10 protein-coding genes are annotated in these 17,101 nt (G+C 68.4%); 5 read left to right on the top strand and 5 right to left on the bottom strand.

Annotated features, from left to right (window positions below; translation table 11 throughout):
- Positions 1 to 75 precede the first annotated feature (75 nt).
- The 4 genes from lysX to ACFRAQ_RS23705 all read left to right on the top strand — a co-directional run bounded on the left by lysX (position 76) and on the right by ACFRAQ_RS23705 (position 4,857).
- A complete protein-coding gene (lysX, locus tag ACFRAQ_RS23720; protein ID WP_379103069.1) occupies positions 76 to 3,411 on the top strand; it encodes a bifunctional lysylphosphatidylglycerol synthetase/lysine--tRNA ligase LysX in 3,336 nt (1,111 codons plus the stop codon).
- Positions 3,412 to 3,531: 120 nt separating this feature from the next.
- Positions 3,532 to 3,729 carry a hypothetical protein gene (locus tag ACFRAQ_RS23715; RefSeq protein ID WP_357274987.1) on the top strand — a complete coding sequence of 66 codons (198 nt, stop codon included), beginning with the start codon at positions 3,532 to 3,534 and terminating at the stop codon, positions 3,727 to 3,729.
- Between the two features lie 52 nt (positions 3,730 to 3,781).
- Positions 3,782 to 4,399: a histidine phosphatase family protein gene (locus ACFRAQ_RS23710; RefSeq protein WP_379103067.1), complete on the top strand. Its 618-nt coding sequence runs from the start codon at positions 3,782 to 3,784 to the stop codon at positions 4,397 to 4,399.
- 128 nt (positions 4,400 to 4,527) lie between these two features.
- Positions 4,528 to 4,857: a hypothetical protein gene (locus ACFRAQ_RS23705; RefSeq protein ID WP_379103065.1), complete on the top strand. Its 330-nt coding sequence runs from the start codon at positions 4,528 to 4,530 to the stop codon at positions 4,855 to 4,857.
- Positions 4,858 to 4,951: 94 nt separating this feature from the next.
- Here the strand turns inward: ACFRAQ_RS23705 and ACFRAQ_RS23700 are convergent, their stop codons facing one another.
- The 5 genes from ACFRAQ_RS23700 to gltB form a co-directional block, all read right to left on the bottom strand.
- The gene (locus ACFRAQ_RS23700; RefSeq protein ID WP_379103755.1) at positions 4,952 to 5,797 is read right to left on the bottom strand and encodes a cutinase family protein; all 846 of its coding nucleotides are present in this window, start codon (positions 5,795 to 5,797) and stop codon (positions 4,952 to 4,954) included.
- 321 nt (positions 5,798 to 6,118) lie between these two features.
- Positions 6,119 to 7,138, bottom strand: a complete 1,020-nt coding sequence (locus tag ACFRAQ_RS23695) for an alpha/beta hydrolase family protein (protein WP_357274981.1) — start codon at positions 7,136 to 7,138, stop codon at positions 6,119 to 6,121.
- Positions 7,139 to 7,180: 42 nt separating this feature from the next.
- Positions 7,181 to 7,840 carry a hypothetical protein gene (locus ACFRAQ_RS23690; protein WP_357274979.1) on the bottom strand — a complete coding sequence of 220 codons (660 nt, stop codon included), beginning with the start codon at positions 7,838 to 7,840 and terminating at the stop codon, positions 7,181 to 7,183.
- A 318-nt stretch (positions 7,841 to 8,158) separates the two neighbouring features.
- The gene (locus ACFRAQ_RS23685) at positions 8,159 to 9,628 is read right to left on the bottom strand and encodes a glutamate synthase subunit beta (RefSeq protein WP_379103062.1); all 1,470 of its coding nucleotides are present in this window, start codon (positions 9,626 to 9,628) and stop codon (positions 8,159 to 8,161) included.
- Between the two features lie 71 nt (positions 9,629 to 9,699).
- Entirely contained in the window at positions 9,700 to 14,349 is a 4,650-nt protein-coding gene (gene gltB / locus ACFRAQ_RS23680; RefSeq protein ID WP_379103060.1) for a glutamate synthase large subunit, read from the bottom strand.
- Positions 14,350 to 15,233: 884 nt separating this feature from the next.
- On the opposite strand from gltB, the gene ACFRAQ_RS23675 reads away from it, so the two are divergent.
- The gene (locus ACFRAQ_RS23675) at positions 15,234 to 17,093 is read left to right on the top strand and encodes a DUF4407 domain-containing protein (protein ID WP_379103058.1); all 1,860 of its coding nucleotides are present in this window, start codon (positions 15,234 to 15,236) and stop codon (positions 17,091 to 17,093) included.
- Positions 17,094 to 17,101: the final 8 nt, after the last annotated feature.

The following is a 17,101-nucleotide window of genomic DNA, read 5'->3' as shown; positions in this document are numbered from 1 at the left end:
CAGCCGCACCGCGGCGACGAGACACGAACCGGGTTCTGAGTGCACATGGGTACCGGCAACATTCACACTGGTGCGGTGACTTCCACGCAGGACCGGCCGCACCCCGACTCCGACCACAGACCGGAGCCGCGGTCCCCGGAGGTGCCACACCGCGGACACGGCCGGTTGCGGGAGCTGCCGCACCTCGCGGGCACCGCGCTCGGCATCTTCTCGGTCCTCTGCTTCGCCTGGAGCATCTCGCCCGGGCTGCGCTACCTGACCACGCACCTGCGTCACTTCGTCGACACCTACTACTTCGACGCGCCCGACACCTCGCTGGTGTGGGCCCTGGTCATCGGCCTGCTGGCGGGCGCGACCGCCAGCCGCAAACGCATCGCCTGGTGGCTGCTGGTCGGCTACATGGCGGCCTTCGCGCTCGCCAACGCCCTCGACTTCGCCTCCGAGGGCGACATCAACGCCCTGGTGGCGTTGATCATCCATCTCGCGGTGATCGGCGTCCTGATCGCGTCCTGGTCGGAGTTCTACACCCACGTGCAGCAGGGCGCGGTGTGGCGGGCGCTGGGCGTGCTCGCGGGCGGGCTGGCCCTGGGCAGCCTCGCCGGGTGGGGCCTGGTCGAACTGTTCCCCGGCAGCCTGCCCGACCACACCGAGCGCGCGCTGTGGGCGGTGTCGCGGGTGACCGCCACCATCCTGGTCTCCAACGAGGACTTCGACGGGCATCCGCCGCATCCGGTGAACCTGCTGCTCGGCCTGTTCGGCGCCATCGCGCTGCTGGCCGCGGTGATCACCCTGTTCCGGTCGCAGCGCTCCTCCAACGCGCTCACCGGACTCGACGAATCCGCGCTGCGCGGGCTCATCGAACGCTCCGACGTCGAGGACTCGCTCGGCTACTTCGCCACCCGCCGCGACAAGGCCGTGGTGTTCGCGCCCAGCGGCAAGGCCGCCATCACCTATCGCGTGGAACTCGGCGTCTGCCTGGCCTCCGGCGACCCGATCGGGCCGAAGGAGGCGTGGTCGCACGCCATCGACGCCTGGCTCCGGCTCGCCGACCAGTACGGCTGGGCCCCCGCGGTGATGGGCGCCAGCGAGCTCGGCGCCACCGCCTACCGGCGGGCCGGACTGTCCGCGCTGCGCCTGGGCGACGAGGCCATCCTCGAGACCCGCACCTTCTCCCTGGCCGGACCCGATATGAAGCCGGTCCGGCAGGCCGCCAATCGTCTCGCCAAACAAGGCATCACGGTGCGGGTGCGCCGCCACAAGGAGATCTCCCCCGAGGAGATGCAGGACGTCATGCGACGCGCCAATGAATGGCGCGACACCGAGACCGAACGCGGCTTCTCCATGGCGCTGGACCGGCTCGGCGACCCGCTCGACGGCGACTGCCTGCTCGCCGAGGCGGTCGCGCCGAACGGGCAGGTGCTCGGCATGCTGTCGTTCGTGCCGTGGGGCCGCACCGGTGTCTCCCTCGACCTCATGCGCCGCGACCGCACCGGCCCCAACGGGCTGATGGAACTGATGATCTCGCGGCTCGCCCTCACCTCCGACCAGTACGGCATCACCCGGATCTCGCTGAACTTCGCGGTCTTCCGCGCGGTCTTCGAGGAGGGCAGCCGGATCGGCGCCGGACCGGTGCTGCGGCTGTGGCGCGGCGTGCTCATGTTCTTCTCGCGCTGGTACCAGCTCGAGGCGCTCTACCGCTCCAATGTGAAGTACCAGCCCGAATGGGTGCCGCGGTTCTCCATGTTCGAGGAACGCCGCCACCTGCTGCGGGTCGCCACCGCCAGCGCGCTCGCCGAGGGCTTCCTGCCCCGCTTCGGCCGCGAACACGACGCCTCCGCCCACACCGGTCTGCGGCCCTCGGTGCCCGACGAGGTCACCGGCCTGCACGCCGACGGCAGCCCGCCCGACCTGCCGCCCGAGGAACTCGAGGAGAACGGCCAGCGCCGCCCCGAACAGGTACGGGTGCGGATGGACAAGCTGGCCAAGCTCCAGGACTCCGGCGTCGAGGCCTACCCGGTCGCCTATCCGCCCACCCACACCGTGGCCGCGGCCCGCGGCTGCCCGCAGGGCACCACGGTGCGAGTCTGCGGGCGGCTCTTGCGGATTCGCGACTACGGCGGCGTCATCTTCGCCGTGCTGCGCGACTGGTCGGGCGACATCCAGCTGCTCATCGACCGCGGCCGGGTGGGCGCGGACCGCAGCGAATCGTTCACCGAGTTCTTCGACCTGGGCGACCTGATCGAGGTGAGCGGCCAGCTGGGCCGCAGCCGCCGCGGCGAACTGTCCCTGCTCGCGCAGGACTGGCGGATGATCGGCAAATGCCTGCACCCGCTGCCCGACAAGTGGAAGGGCCTCTCCGATCCGGAAGCCCGGGTGCGGCAGCGCTACGTCGACATGGCCATCAACACCGACGTCCGCGAGGTGATGGCCAAGCGCAGCGCGGTGGTGCGGTCCCTGCGGGACAGCCTGCACGGCTGGGGCTTCCTCGAGGTCGAGACCCCGGTACTGCAGCAGGTGCACGGCGGCGCCAACGCGCTGCCCTTCACCACCCACATCAACGCCTACGACCTGGACCTGTACCTGCGCATCGCACCCGAGCTGTACCTCAAGCGACTGTGCGTGGGCGGCATGGAGAAGGTGTTCGAACTGGGCCGCGTCTTCCGCAACGAGGGCGTCGACTACAGCCACAACCCCGAGTTCACCATCCTGGAAGCCTATGAGGCGCACAGCGATTACGAACGCATGATGCACGCCTGCCGTCAGCTCATCCAGGCCGCCGCGGTCGCCGCCAACGGCAGAATGGTGGCGCTGCGGCCCGGACCCGACGGCGCGCTCACCGAGGTCGACATCTCCGGCGAGTGGACCGTCAAGACCGTGCACGGCGCCGTGTCCGAGGCGCTCGGCGAGACCATCACCCCCGACACCGACGCCGAACGGCTGCGACTGCTGTGCGAGAAGGCGGGCGTCCCGTTCCAATTGGGCTGGGACGCCGGTCAACTCGTACTCGAGATGTACGAGCACCTGGTGGAGTCCACCACCCAGAACCCCACCTTCTACATCGACTTCCCCACCTCCGTGTCCCCGCTCACCCGCGCGCACCGGCACATCGCCGGTGTCACCGAACGCTGGGACCTGGTCGCCTGGGGGGTCGAATTGGCCACCGCCTACAGCGAATTGACCGATCCGGTCGAACAGCGCCGCCGCCTCACCGAACAGTCCATGCTCGCCGCCGGCGGCGACCCGGAGGCCATGGAACTCGACGAGGACTTCCTGCAGGCCCTCGAACACGCCATGCCGCCCACCGGTGGCCTCGGCGTCGGCGTGGACCGGGTGGTCATGCTGCTGATCGGCCGCAGCATCCGCGAAACCCTGCCCTTCCCGCTGGTGAAACCGCGCGGCGCGGGCAGCTGATCCCGGCAGGACCCGGGTAAACCCTGATTCCCGCGGCCGTCTCCCCGGTTAATCTGGGAGTTCGGCCCGGGAGGGCCACCGGCCACACCGATTGGGGAATCCATGCACTACCTAGATCTCATGACCCAGGCGACACTGCTGGACCACCACGTGTGGACGCACCCCGATACCTGGAACGCCGCCCTCGAGAACACCGCCGCCCGCCGCTCCAGCAGCAAGCGCGGCATGAGCTTCTGGGGCTTCCTGGGCGTCTGCTGCATCGGCATCGTCATCCTCGTCCTGGGCATCGTCTACCTGATGCGCCGCAAGAAGAGCTGACCCCCGGCACCCCCGGGGTGCGCTGCGGGCCGGGTGCGGCAGAGTGGGGGGTGTGCAGTTGATCCTCGTCCGCCACGCCCAGCCGCAGCGCGTCCAGGCCGAATCCGGCCACGCCGACCCGGATCTCACCGCGCTCGGGATCGAACAGGCGGGCCGGGTTCCGGCCGCACTCTCCCAGCACCGGATCGCGCGGGTGGTCAGCAGCCCGCAGTTGCGGGCCCGCGAGACCGCGCGACCCACCGCGGAGAAGCTCGGGCTCGACATCGACATCGTGGACGGGCTCGCCGAATACGATCGCGACCTGCCGATGTACATCCCGATCGAGGACGCGCAGCGGGACTTCCAGGAGACCTACGCGCGCATCAAGGCCGGGTACCTGCCCGAGCAGATCGACGGTGACGCCTTCATCGCGCGGGTGCGTGACAGCGTCACCGCCATCGTGGCGGCCGCCGCGCCCGCCGACACCGTGGTCGTCTTCGCGCACGGCGGCGTGATCAACGTGCTGCTGCAGGATGTACTGGGACTCGCACGGCCGCTCACCTTCCCGATCGACTACTGCTCGATCACCCGAATCCTGTACTCGCGCACCGGCGGCCGCACCGCCGCCACGGTCAACGAGAACGGGCACGTCTGGGACCTGCTGCCGCGCGCGCAACGCGCCCTGCCCTGACCGGACGGACGGACGGACGCTCAGCCGACTCCCAGCCCGATCTCACACAGCCCGGAGGGCCGGGCCTTTCGATGGGACTCGTGCGCCGCTCCCCCCGCGGCGCGCGATCCCGACAGAAAGGCACCACGATGTCCGCCCTCCACAAGCCCCGCCGTCGTCTCGCCCTGCGTCTGGCCGCGGCCGGGTTCCTGGCCGCCATCCCGCTCGCCGTCGTCGCCCTCCCGGCGAACGCGGCGACCCCCGCCGACACCACCGCCCCCGTCGTCGCCCAGCAGATCGACGACAACGGGCCGTGGGACCACGATCACGACCGCGACCACGACCGCGACCGCGACCGCGATCACCACGACCGCGATCACGACGGTGACTGGAACCGCAACGGCGACTGGAACAACAACGGCTGGAACAACGACCCCGCCCCCGCGCCCGCGCTGCCGCCCACCGGCTCCTTCGGCTAGATCACCCGCAGACAGCCGAAAAGGCCGCTCCCGGAATGGGAGCGGCCTTTTCGATGCGGTGCGGTCCTGGGGCGCAGGACCTCTCACCCGAGGATCAGGCGTTGGTCGCGATCCAGTTGTGCATCCAGGTCAGCGCGGTCTGGCCGCCGCCGACGCCGTAGCTGCCGTAGCTGGTGTGCTTGCCGCTGCGGTAGAACTGCTCGAGCTGGTGCGCGTACTCGCTGTCGGCGCCCTCGGCCAGCTGTGCCTGCAGGGTGCCGAAACCGCCCTGGGCCATCAGGTCATTGAGGATCGACCCGAACTCGAGCTGCGTCTGCCACGGGTTGAAGTTGTTCGGGTTGGTCGCCTGGGCGAGGAAGCCCGCGAAGCGGGTGACGAAGTCGGTCTCCTCGGTGGAGCAGTACAGGTCGCCCAGGGCGCACACGGTGCGCACCTTGTCGCTGACCCAGCCGAAGCCGCCGGCGCGCGGCCCGCCCGCGCCCGCGCCGGGGGCGAACGGACCGATCTGGGCGTCGGCGGGCGAACGGCGCGGGTCGGAGATCAGCGCGACGGCGGCGACGCGATCCGGCGGCACCACGCCGTGGCCGGTGCCGATCTCGGCGGCGAGATCGCCTGCGGCGTCGGCGCCCTGGCTGTAACCGGTGATGGCGATCTTGGTGCCCGCGCACCGCGCGGCCACGGCCTGGACCAGACCGCGGGCGTTGTCGACGGCTTCCTTTTTGGAGGCGGCGTAGATGTCGCCCTCCCACGGGAAGGCGGTCGCCGCGTAGGTCACGTAGTCGACCTCACCGGGTAGACCATTGGTCACCGTGGCCAGCATGCCGGGCTTGGGGTCCTTGTCGTGGCCGGTCTCCCAGGTGCCGGGGACGGCGACCGTGTAGAGACGCGGGCACCCCGGGTCCGCCGAAACGGGACCGCTGCCCAGGACGATTCCCGACATGAGCACGCTCGCCGCTGCCCCCGCAGCCGCGACAATATTCTTCAACCGCACCCTTGCTCCAGTTCACGCTTGTGCCGGGACATCTCACGCGTCCCGTATTCCCGATCATGGTGCGGTCGCCGGATGACACTCCGGTGCACTCCGGGTTAACCCACGTAACCGCCCCGTATGAGTTCACCGAAACAAACTGGTCGACGAGATCAGCGACACACCGCCGACTAGCATAAAGGGGCCTAGTCAGCAATGCCAGGCGAGCGGGCCAAGACGTCCGATTCCGGCCGAACCTTCACCGGCGCAGCAACATCCGGCAACCCCGGCGGATCAGCCCTGAAGCGCGGCCTCGAGCATCGGCCAGGAGCGGTGCAGCGCGTCCTCCCAGTACCGCCAGGAATGCGTTCCGGAGGGCCGGAATTCGATCTGCGCCGGGATACCGAGCGCGCCCAGCCGGTCGGCGAGCTGATGGGTGCACCCGTTGGTCGCGGCCTCGATCAGGCCGCCGAGGATGATCTGGTTGGCCAGCGTCGCCGGGCGGCCGCCGATCGACGGCGAGTCCAAGGTGTCCATCGGACCGGGCAGCCCGGTGGAGTTGGAGATGAACAGCGCCTTGCCGCGCAGCTTCTCGGCATTGATCACCGCGTCGTGCCGGGCCCAGTCCGGGTCGCCGGGCGGACCCCACATATTGCGGGAGTCGGCGTCGCCGCGGTCGAGCACCATCTGAATGTACTTGCGGCTGTTGTCATCGGCGGTGGAGGCGCACCCGCTGTAGGCGGCGACCGCGCGGTAGCGATCGGGCGCGAGGATGGCCATGTTCAACGCGGAGGTCGCGGACATGGAGACGCCCGCGATGGCGTTCGCGCCGGAGGTGTTGAGCGCCTTGTCGATAATGGGCGGCAGTTCGGCGGTCAGGAAGGTTTCCCACTTCTGGCGGCCGATCGCCGGGTCATCCTGTTGCCAGTCGGTGTAATACGAGAATTTACCGCCGACCGGCGATACCACATTCACGTTCTTGTCGGAGAAGAAACTGACAATATCGGTTTGCCGATACCAGGTCGCAGCGTCCTCGCCGCCGCCCGCGCCATTCAACAGATACAGCGTCGGACGGGGCACGCTGTTGTCGAATGCGGTGAGGACCTGGAGCGTGATCTCCCGACCCATGGCGGCCGAATAGACCTTGAACTCTTCCTGCCGCTGTCCGGGCCGATCGATCGAAACGAGATGGGATTCCGCGGAATTCGCGGGATCGGCCGTGGCCGTACCGATGGCCTCCGGCGACAACGTGAGGGCCAGCGAGAACGCCAGGCCCGCAATCGCGGTGAGTGCCGGTGACTTACGGGTGCGCATCGGTACGGGTGTTCCTATCGATCGAATCGGCCCGGTCGGGAATCAGCTGCCGATGTACTTGCGGATCGCGTCCGAGATGATGTCGGAGAACGAACCGGTCGAGCTGGTCTGACCGTCCGAGGAACCCAGGCCGTTATTGTTCAGGCTGCCGAGGGCGGACTCGCCGACGGTGTTCGGGCGGGCGGTGAAGCACGCGGTCAGGTTCGGCAGGCTGTTGCTGACGCCGACGGTGCCGGCGACGCCGATGCCACCGCTGGTGACCTGCTGACCACCGGAGAGGTTGGTGGGCACCCGGTAGGTGATGGTGTAGGTGACCGGGTTACCGGAGTTCACGAACCAGCCCGGGTTGGTGACCTTCCAGCCGCCGCCGTTGGGCTCCGGGGTGACCGCCTCGGTGCGCTGGCCACCGGCCAGGTGGTAGGCGGTGACGCTGGCCTCGAGCGGCGCGCCGAAGCCGGACGGCGGGTAGTCGGTGATGGTGTTGACGTACGGGTTGCCGATGCCGGTGGTGCCGACGACGATCTTGTAGGTCGCCGTGGTGCCGACGCCGATCGAGTCACCGTTGACCGACTTGTCGTAGGTCATGGTGATGCCGACGGTGCTGGCATCCTTCTTCTCGGCGTGCGAGCTGATGGCGCAGGTGCCTTCGGCGGACGCGACGCCGGTTTCCATGACGGCCATGCCCATACCGGCGAAAACCATTGCGCCAGAAGTCGCGATTGCGGCCGCGCGGCGATTACGGAACATTACTTTTCCTCCAAAGATGTCCCGAGATCCTCCGGGACCGATCCATACTTACCGAGCGCTGCGGACGACTCGGAGAGGTGGACTCCACACGAGGGGTAAGTAAACAGGTGTAACTGGTCCCCTGTCCAGGGTTTGCGAAAACTACTCGAAGCTACTGACTAGTAAACATTTCACATACGTTTATCGCATGACCAAAAGTGTCCCGGCATGACAAAAGGTGCCCCCGAACCGAGGTCCGGGGGCACCTTCGAGCGTTCGCTCAGTGGCTGCGGATCAGCGCTGGGCGACCATGGTCGGGGTGATCGGGGACGGCAGCGCCGTCTCCCCCTCCAGGTACTTGTCCACCGCGGCGGCCGCGGCGCGGCCCTCGGCGATGGCCCACACGATCAGCGACTGACCGCGACCCATGTCGCCGGCGACGAAGACGCCGGGCACCGTGGTGGCCCAGTCCTTGTCACGCATGACATTGCCGCGCTGGTCGTAACCGACGCCCAGACCCTCGAGCAGGCCGTTCTTCTGCGGGCCGACGAAGCCCATGGCCAGCAGCACCAGGTCCGCCTCCAGGGTGAAGTCGGTGCCGTCGACCTTCTCGAAGCGGCCGTTGACCATCTTCACCTCGTGCGCCTGCAGGCCGTTGACCTTGCCGTCCGCACCGACGAAACGCTCGGTGTTGACGGAGAACACGCGCTCGCCGCCCTCCTCGTGAGCCGAGGAGACGCGGTACATCAGCGGGTAGGTCGGCCACGGGGTCGAGGCGGCCCGCTCCTCCGGCGGACGCGGCATGATCTCGAACTGGTGGATCGACTCCGCACCCTGACGGTGCGAGGTGCCCAGGCAGTCCGCGCCGGTGTCACCGCCACCGATGATGACGACCTTCTTGCCACGCGCGTGGATGCGCGGCAGGCCGTCCTCGTCGGTGATCTCGTCGCCCAGCTGCACGCGGTTGGCGAGCGGCAGGAACTCCATGGCCTGGTGGATGCCGTCCAGGTCGCGACCCGGGATCGGCAGGTCACGCGCGATGGTGGCGCCACCGGCCAGGACGACCGCGTCGAACTGCTTGCGCAGCTGGTCGGCGGTGATGTCCACGCCCACGTTCACGCTGGTCTTGAAGATGGTGCCCTCGGCCTCCATCTGCGCGACGCGGCGGTCGATGAAGCGCTTCTCCATCTTGAATTCCGGGATGCCGTAGCGCAGCAGGCCGCCGATGCGGTCGTCGCGCTCGAACACGGTCACGGTGTGACCGGCCCGGGTCAGCTGCTGGGCGGCGGCCAGGCCCGCGGGGCCGGAGCCGACGACCGCGATGCGCTTGCCGGTGAGACGGGTCGGGTAGACCGGGGTGACCCAGCCCTCGTCGAAACCGTTCTCGATGATCTCGACCTCGACCTGCTTGATGGTCACCGGATCCTGGTTGATGCCCAGGACGCAGGACGCCTCACACGGAGCCGGGCACAGGCGGCCGGTGAACTCCGGGAAGTTGTTGGTCGCGTGCAGCCGATCGAACGACTCCTTCCACGCGCCCTTGTACACCAGGTCGTTCCACTCGGGAATCAGGTTCCCGAGCGGACAGCCGTTGTGACAGAAGGGGATACCGCAGTCCATGCAGCGGCTGGCCTGCTTCTGCAGGGTCTCGTGGGAGAACTTCTCCTCGTAGACCTCTTTCCAGTCCAGCAGTCGCAGCGGAACCGGACGGCGCTTGGGCAGTTCCCGGGAAGTGTGCTTCAGGAAGCCTTGTGCGTCACCCATTTACGAACTCCTGACTAATGCGCTGCGCGCACGGAACAACGATGGTGCTGCGTTGCACCGCGGAGATGAGGTCAGCCACGAGCTGCCTCCATGATGGCTTCGTCCACGTTCCGGCCGGCCTTCTCGGCCTCGGAGATGGCGAGCAGGACCTTCTTGTAATCGCGCGGCATGACCTTCACGAACTTGGTCACCTGCTGCGACCAGTCGCCCAGGATGCCTTCGGCGACAGCCGAACCGGTCTCGTCGCGGTGCTGCGCGACGATGTCGTGCACGATCTGCGCGTCATCGGCCGAGAGCTGCTCCGGGTCGACCAGCTCGGTGTTGAGGTTGGCCTCGAAGGTGCCGTTCGGGTTGTACACGTAGGCGATACCGCCCGACATGCCCGCGCCGAAGTTGCGGCCGGTCTCACCGAGGATGACCACGCGGCCACCGGTCATGTACTCACAGGCGTGGTCGCCCACACCCTCGACGACCGCGGTCGCGCCCGAGTTGCGGACGGCGAAGCGCTCGCCGGCCACACCGCGCAGGAAGGCCTGGCCGCTGGTGGCGCCGAACAGGATCACGTTGCCCGCGATGATGTTCTGCTCCGCGACGTAGGACTCCGGCGCGTCGTCGGACGGGCGCACCGTGATGCGGCCACCCGAAAGACCCTTGCCGACATAGTCGTTGGCGTCGCCGACCACCCGCAGGGTGATACCGGCCGGGACGAACGCACCGAACGAGTTACCGGCGGAACCGGTGAACGTGATGTCGATGGTGTTGTCCGGCAGGCCGACTCCGCCGTACAGCTTGGTCACCTCGTGGCCGAGCATGGTGCCGACGGTCCGGTTCACGTTGGTGATCTTGGAGTCGAACTTGACCGGCTTGCCACGCTCCAGGGCGTCGGCCGAACGCGCGATCAGCTCGTTGTCCAGCGCCTTGTCCAGGCCGTGGTCCTGGTCCTTGGTGCGGCGGCGGTCCTGGAACATGAACGCGGTCTCGACGTCGTCCAGGATCGGCGACAGGTCGAGCTTGGCGGCCTTCCAGTGCGCCTTGGCGGCGGTGGTGTCGAGCAGGTCGACCCGGCCGACGGCCTCGTCCAGGGTCCGCAGACCCAGCGACGCCAGCAGCTCGCGGACTTCCTCGGCGACGTAGAGCATGAAGTTCTCGACGAACTCCGGCTTGCCGGTGAAACGCTCACGCAGAACAGGGTTCTGGGTCGCGACGCCGACCGGGCAGGTGTCGAGGTGGCAGACGCGCATCATGATGCAGCCCGAGACGACCAGCGGAGCGGTCGCGAAACCGTACTCCTCGGCGCCCAGCAGCGCGGCGATCATGACGTCGCGGCCGGTCTTCATCTGACCGTCGACCTGGACCACGATGCGGTCGCGCAGACCGTTGAGCAGCAGGGTCTGCTGGGTCTCGGCCAGGCCGAGCTCCCAGGGGCCACCCGCGTGCTTCAGCGAGGTCAGCGGCGACGCACCGGTACCACCGTCGTGGCCGGAGATGAGCACCACGTCGGCGTGCGCCTTCGAGACACCCGCGGCGACGGTGCCGACGCCCGGCTCCGCGACCAGCTTCACGTGAATCCGCGCCTGCGGGTTCGCGTTCTTCAGGTCGTGGATCAGCTGCGCCAGATCCTCGATCGAGTAGATGTCGTGGTGCGGCGGCGGCGAGATCAGGCCGACGCCCGGGGTGGAGTGCCGGACCTCGGCGACCCACGGGTACACCTTGTGGGCCGGAAGCTGGCCGCCCTCACCGGGCTTCGCGCCCTGCGCCATCTTGATCTGGATGTCGGTGCAGTTGGTCAGGTAGTGCGCGGTCACGCCGAAGCGGCCCGAGGCCACCTGCTTGATCGCGGACCGGCGCCAATCGCCGTTCTCCTCCGGCTCGAAGCGCGCCGGGTGCTCGCCGCCCTCACCGGAGTTCGAGCGACCGCCCAGGCGGTTCATGGCGATGGCCAGGGTCTCGTGGGCCTCGGCCGAGATGGAGCCGTAGCTCATCGCACCGGTCGAGAAGCGCTTCACGATCTCCGACGCCGGCTCGACCTCGTCGATCGAGATCGGGTTGCGGTGCCCGTTCTTGAACTTGAACAGACCGCGCAGCGAGGCGAGACGCTCCGACTGGTCGTCGACCAGCTTCGTGTACTCCTTGAAGACCTTGTACTGGCCCGAGCGGGTGGCGTGCTGCAGCTTGAACACCGTGTCCGGGTTGAACAGGTGGTACTCGCCCTCACGACGCCACTGGTACTCGCCGCCGATCTCGAGCTCGCGGTGCGCGCGCTCGTTGCGGTTCTCCAGGAACGCGATCCGGTGCCGCTGCGCGACCTCGTCGGCGATGTCGTCGAGGCCGATACCGTCCAGCGGCGAACGCAGACCGGTGAAGTACTCGTCGACGAGCTCCTGCGCCAGGCCGACGACCTGGAACAGCTGCGCGCCACGGTAGGAGGCGATGGTGGAGATGCCCATCTTGGACATCACCTTCAGCACGCCCTTGCCGGCCGCCTTGTTGTAGTTGTAGACGGCCTTCTTGAAGTCGGCCGCGTGATCGCCGATGCTGCCCGGCATCTGCAGCGCGCCACGCTCCAGCATGTCCTCGATGGACTCGAAGGCCATGTAGGGGTTGATGGCCGCCGCGCCGAAGCCGACGAGCATGGCCATGTGGTGCACCTCGCGGGCGTCACCGGCCTCGATGACCAGGCCGACCTTGGTGCGGGTGCGTTCCCGGACCAGGTGGTGGTGCACCGCGGCGGTCAGCAGCAGCGACGGGATCGGGGCCAGCTTCTCGTTGGACTCGCGGTCGGACAGCACGATGATGCGCGCGCCGCCGTCGATGGCCGCCGAGACCTGACGCTGCACGGCCTCGATGGCCTTGCGCAGCCCCTTGCCGCCCTTCTTCACCGGGTACAGGCCGTGCACGACGACCGAACGCAGGTCGGGACGGGAGCCGTCGTCATTGATGTGGACGAGCTTGGACAGCTCGTCGTTGTCCAGAATCGGCTGGGTCAGGGTGATCTGACGACAGGACTCGGCACCCGGGTTCAGCAGGTCGGCCTCCGGGCCCACCATGCTGCGCAGCGAGGTCACGACCTCTTCGCGGATGGCGTCCAGCGGCGGGTTGGTGACCTGCGCGAAGAGCTGCGAGAAGTAGTCGAACAGCAGGCGCGGCCGCGAGGACAGCACCGCGATCGGGGTGTCGGTGCCCATCGAGCCGAGCGCCTCGCCACCGGTCTGCGCCATCGGCGAGATCAGGATGTTCAGTTCCTCGGTGGAGTATCCGAAGATCTGCTGGCGGATCAGCACGCGGTCGTGCGACATGTGCACGTGCGGGCGGTCGGGCAGGTCGCTCAGCTTGGTCGGGCCCTCGTCCAGCCACTGCTGGTACGGGAACTCGGCGGCCAGCGTCGACTTGACCTCGTCGTCGCTGATGATGCGACCCTGCTTGGTGTCGACCAGGAACATGTGGCCGGGCTGCAGGCGCTTCTTGTAGACGATCTTGGCCGGGTCGATGTCGAGCACGCCGACCTCGGAGGCCAGCACGACCAGGCCGTCCTCGGTGACCCAGATGCGGCCGGGGCGCAGACCGTTGCGGTCCAGCACCGCGCCGACGACCGAACCGTCGGTGAAGCACACCGAGGCCGGGCCGTCCCAGGGCTCCATGAGGAAGGAGTGGTAGCGGTAGAACGCGCGCTGCTCCGGGGTCATGGACTCGTGGCGCTCCCACGCCTCCGGAATCATCATGAGCACGGCGTGCGGCAGGCTGCGGCCACCCAGGTGCAGCAGCTCGAGCACCTCGTCGAAACGCGCGGTGTCCGAAGCGCCCGGGGTGCAGACCGGGAAGATCTTCTCCAGGCGGTTGTTGCCCTCGGAGTCGGTGCCGAACACGTCGGAGTTCAGCAGCGCCTCACGGGCCCGCATCCAGTTCTCGTTACCGGAGACGGTGTTGATCTCACCGTTGTGGGCGACGCGCCGGAACGGGTGCGCCAGCGGCCACGACGGGAAGGTGTTGGTGGAGAAGCGCGAGTGCACGATGCCCAGCGCCGACTCGACCCGGTCGTCCTGCAGGTCCAGGTAGAACGCCCGCAGCTGCGGGGTGGTGAACATGCCCTTGTAGACGAAGGTCTCGCCGGACAGGCTCGGGAAGTAGACCGACTCCTTGCCGGTCGCGCCCTCGCCGGCACCCGACTTGCCGAGCTCGTGCTCGATGCGCTTGCGGATGACGTAGGCGCGGCGCTCCAGGTCCATGCCGGAGAGCTGCTCGGCGCCGCCCTTGGGGGAGGCGATGAAGATCTGCCGGAAGGTCGGCATGGCGTCGCGCGACAGCGCGCCCAGCGACGACTCGTCGATCGGGACCTCGCGCCAGCCGAGGACCTCGAGGCCCTCCTCGCGCACGATCTTCTCGACGCCGTACCCGGCGCGGGCGGCCTCGCGGCGTGCCTGCGGCAGGAAGCCGATACCGGTCGCGTAGGAACCTTCGGCGGGGAGCTCGAAGTCGACCACGGCACGGAAGAACTTGTCCGGGAGCTGGATCAGGATGCCCGCGCCGTCACCCGAGTTGGGTTCGGCGCCGGCCGCACCACGGTGCTCCAGGTTCAGCAATGCCGTAATAGCCTTGTCGACGATGTCGCGGCTGCGGCGGCCGTGCATGTCGACGACGAATGCGACACCACAGGCGTCGTGTTCATTCGCCGGGTCATAGAGCCCGATGGGTCCAGGGGACCTGTGGCCAGGAAGTTGCGTCATGCCTCTGCCTTCACAAAAAACAGGCCTTCGAAGAATGCGGCCTTCGTCGAACGCCTCCGGTCTGGACTGCGTCCGGACGTTTCGGAGACCAGCGGCGCTGATGGTCACTCCGTGCAGTCAACTTTGCAGTTGTCCACCCGCTTCGATTACCTAGTCGGGTGCTCGGTGGTAACGGAACTCTTACGCGTTCGCTACACGCCGTGCCGTTCTCGCCCGCTAGGCTGAGCACCGATCGGGCCTCTGTCCGTATGGGGAGATACACCGAATTGTGTAGTTCGGCGTAAGAGCAAACGATAAGTCAGGACTGGAGCCCAACCAACTCAGGTAAGGCTAATTCCAGCTTCTAGCTGGGCTTCTACATCCGGTCCTCCAACACACGCGCGTTCTCCAGTGTAAAGCAGGGGTGCCCGTGCGTTTCAGTTGAGTTCACCACTGTGACGCACCCGCGCGAGGTCGACGGCCGGACGGTCCAGCGCAGCTCCAGACTGCCTCCCACCTGCAATGAATCAGGTTTCCCCACAAGCGGATCCGGCAAACCGGGCGTTAGGCCGCTAACTTTCCGGACAAGTTCCGTCGCTCCGGCGACCACCCGGGAGACATGGGCTCGCAACGTGCGGACCGTACGGAATTTTTCCTGAATGTGGGATTCAGCACACGCTCAGCAAACCGTAAATCTGTCTCCCGACTCGGTTTTCGGCGATATCCGAGACCGGACGCAGGTGATCAACACCACCTCGGCGGCCCGAAAAGGGGCGATGTGAGCCTGGCCACATCACACCCGCCGCGGTCGGTGTAACCGCCGGACGCCTGTCACGCTGAGACAACGAATCAGCGACAGTTTCGCTCTGCCGAACCACCTGGGACGTAGAGGATGTGAGCCTCCCATGACAGATCCCCACGTCCATTCCCCGGCCGGACCCGGCGACCTGCTGGTCTGGCTGGGTGGGGCGCAACCGCAGCTCACCGCCGGTCCCGAGCGTGCGGGCTACACCGTCACCGGTGCGGTGGTGGCCCTGTTCGCGGTCACCGCGGGAGGCATCACCGCCGCCGCGACCGGGGCCGCGGGCTGGCCCGCCCTCGGTGTCGTGGCCATCGCGCTGATCGCCACCTTCCTGGTCGGGGCGCTGTCCCGGGCTCTCGCCACCGCGGCCACGCCCGATCGGCGCGAGGACCGGCGGGCCGTCGCCGAATTCGCCGGGCGCATCGCCGTCGCGGTACTGGCCGGGGTGGTGGTGGCCGAACTGGCCTGCACCCTCTTGTTCTCCGGCACCGTGCACCGACTGCTCGACGAGAACGCGCAGCGCGCAGTGGAATCCGCGCCCGCCGTGGTCACCGCCCGCGCCGACCTGGACCAGGCGAAAGCCGCGCGCGGCGCGCTCGAGCAGCAGATCACCAAGGCACAGACAGACGTCGCGACCGCACTGAAGATCGCGCGCTGCGAGATCAACCCGGCGCAGGACTGCGACGGAATCCCCCGGACCGGCGTCCCCGGACGCGGTCCCGAGGAGCGCACCGCCAATCAGATGCTCGACGACGCGCGCGCCCAAGTCACCGCCGAGCGGAACAAGGTGGCCGGGCTCGACGACAAGGTCACCGCGCAGGACAACGCCCTCACCGACGCCCGCAAGGCCGCCTATACCGACGGCGACCGCGGACTCGGGGCGCGCTGGGTGGCCGTGAACGACTACACCACAGGGCATTTCGGGGCGTTCGTCCTGCGCCTCGCCGTCGCCCTGCTCCTGATCACCCTCGCCCTGCTGCCGCTGCTGCTGCGCTGGTGGCGCGGCGAGACGGCATTCGACCGCAGCGTCGCGGTCAGCACCGAGACCGACCGAATCGACCAGGCCGCCGCCACCGCCATCGCCGTCAAACAGGCCGAGGTGCGGGTGGAGACCGAAAACCTGCGCGCGGAACAACAACTCACCGCCGCGCGGCTGGCCGCGCACGCCGACACCGCCATCGACCGGGAACGGCAGCGCACCCGCATCATCGCCGCCATCGGCAATTTCGAGATCGGCATCACCGAGCCCGCGCAGCGCGCCGTGGCCGAATTCGACTCCGCCACCAGACTGGAACTTCCGGCCGGGACCGCGGCCGGAGATCGAAAGGACAGCACCGTGTCCCAAGAGGGGATCGTGACACAGTCGCCGAACCTGCCCGCCCAGCTCACCCCGGGTGCGCTGGCCCCCGTGCCGTCCGGCGGCGCGCTCGCGCCCGCCGCGCCGGCGCCGCAGCCTGCCAAGGGGGGCGGGCTGGAACTGCCGATCATCGGCACCGTGCCGTTCACCGACACCGCTGCCCGCTGGATCCGGCCGCTGGTCCCGTCCTTCGTGGCCAATGCCATCGACACCGCCACGCATCCGCTGCGCACGGTGCGGCAGGCGTTCGAGGAGGCCGAGGAGATCACCTTCACCCTGCGCCGCACGCGCAAGGTCACGGTGGACTCGGAGGATTCCGCGCAGCCGCAGCAGCACCAGCAGCAGATGTACGCGCAGCCCCAGCAGTACGGATACCTGCCGCAGGGCGCGCCCCAGCAGGTCTACGCGCAGCGGGTGGCCTCCACCGTGGTGGATCAGCCCTATGCCGCCTACCCGGGATACGCCCCGCTCCCCCAGGGTCACGTGGTGGACCCGGGCTACCCGCTGCCCGCGGCCCCGCAGCGGGACGCGCTGGCGGGTCGCCGCCACCCCGAACTCGACTACCGTGCCCCGCGCGAACTGCCGCCGGGCAAGGGCCAGGAGTAACCCGCGGA

Source organism: Nocardia sp. NPDC056611 (assembly GCF_042792755.1).
In the GTDB taxonomy this organism is placed as follows: domain Bacteria; phylum Actinomycetota; class Actinomycetes; order Mycobacteriales; family Mycobacteriaceae; genus Nocardia.
The sequence above is the reverse complement of the archived record's forward strand: the minus strand, read 5'-3'. Positions and strand labels throughout refer to the sequence as shown.

Coding starts and splice junctions, on each gene's coding strand:
- ACFRAQ_RS23690 (WP_357274979.1), bottom strand. CDS start 7,840: ATGGTTTTCGCCGGTATGGGCATGGCCGTCATGGAAACCGGCGTCGCG.
- ACFRAQ_RS23715 (WP_357274987.1), top strand. CDS start 3,532: ATGACCCAGGCGACACTGCTGGACCACCACGTGTGGACGCACCCCGAT.
- ACFRAQ_RS23705 (WP_379103065.1), top strand. CDS start 4,528: ATGTCCGCCCTCCACAAGCCCCGCCGTCGTCTCGCCCTGCGTCTGGCC.
- ACFRAQ_RS23685 (WP_379103062.1), bottom strand. CDS start 9,628: ATGGGTGACGCACAAGGCTTCCTGAAGCACACTTCCCGGGAACTGCCC.
- ACFRAQ_RS23700 (WP_379103755.1), bottom strand. CDS start 5,797: ATGTCGGGAATCGTCCTGGGCAGCGGTCCCGTTTCGGCGGACCCGGGG.
- ACFRAQ_RS23675 (WP_379103058.1), top strand. CDS start 15,234: ATGACAGATCCCCACGTCCATTCCCCGGCCGGACCCGGCGACCTGCTG.
- gltB (WP_379103060.1), bottom strand. CDS start 14,349: ATGACGCAACTTCCTGGCCACAGGTCCCCTGGACCCATCGGGCTCTAT.
- ACFRAQ_RS23695 (WP_357274981.1), bottom strand. CDS start 7,138: ATGCGCACCCGTAAGTCACCGGCACTCACCGCGATTGCGGGCCTGGCG.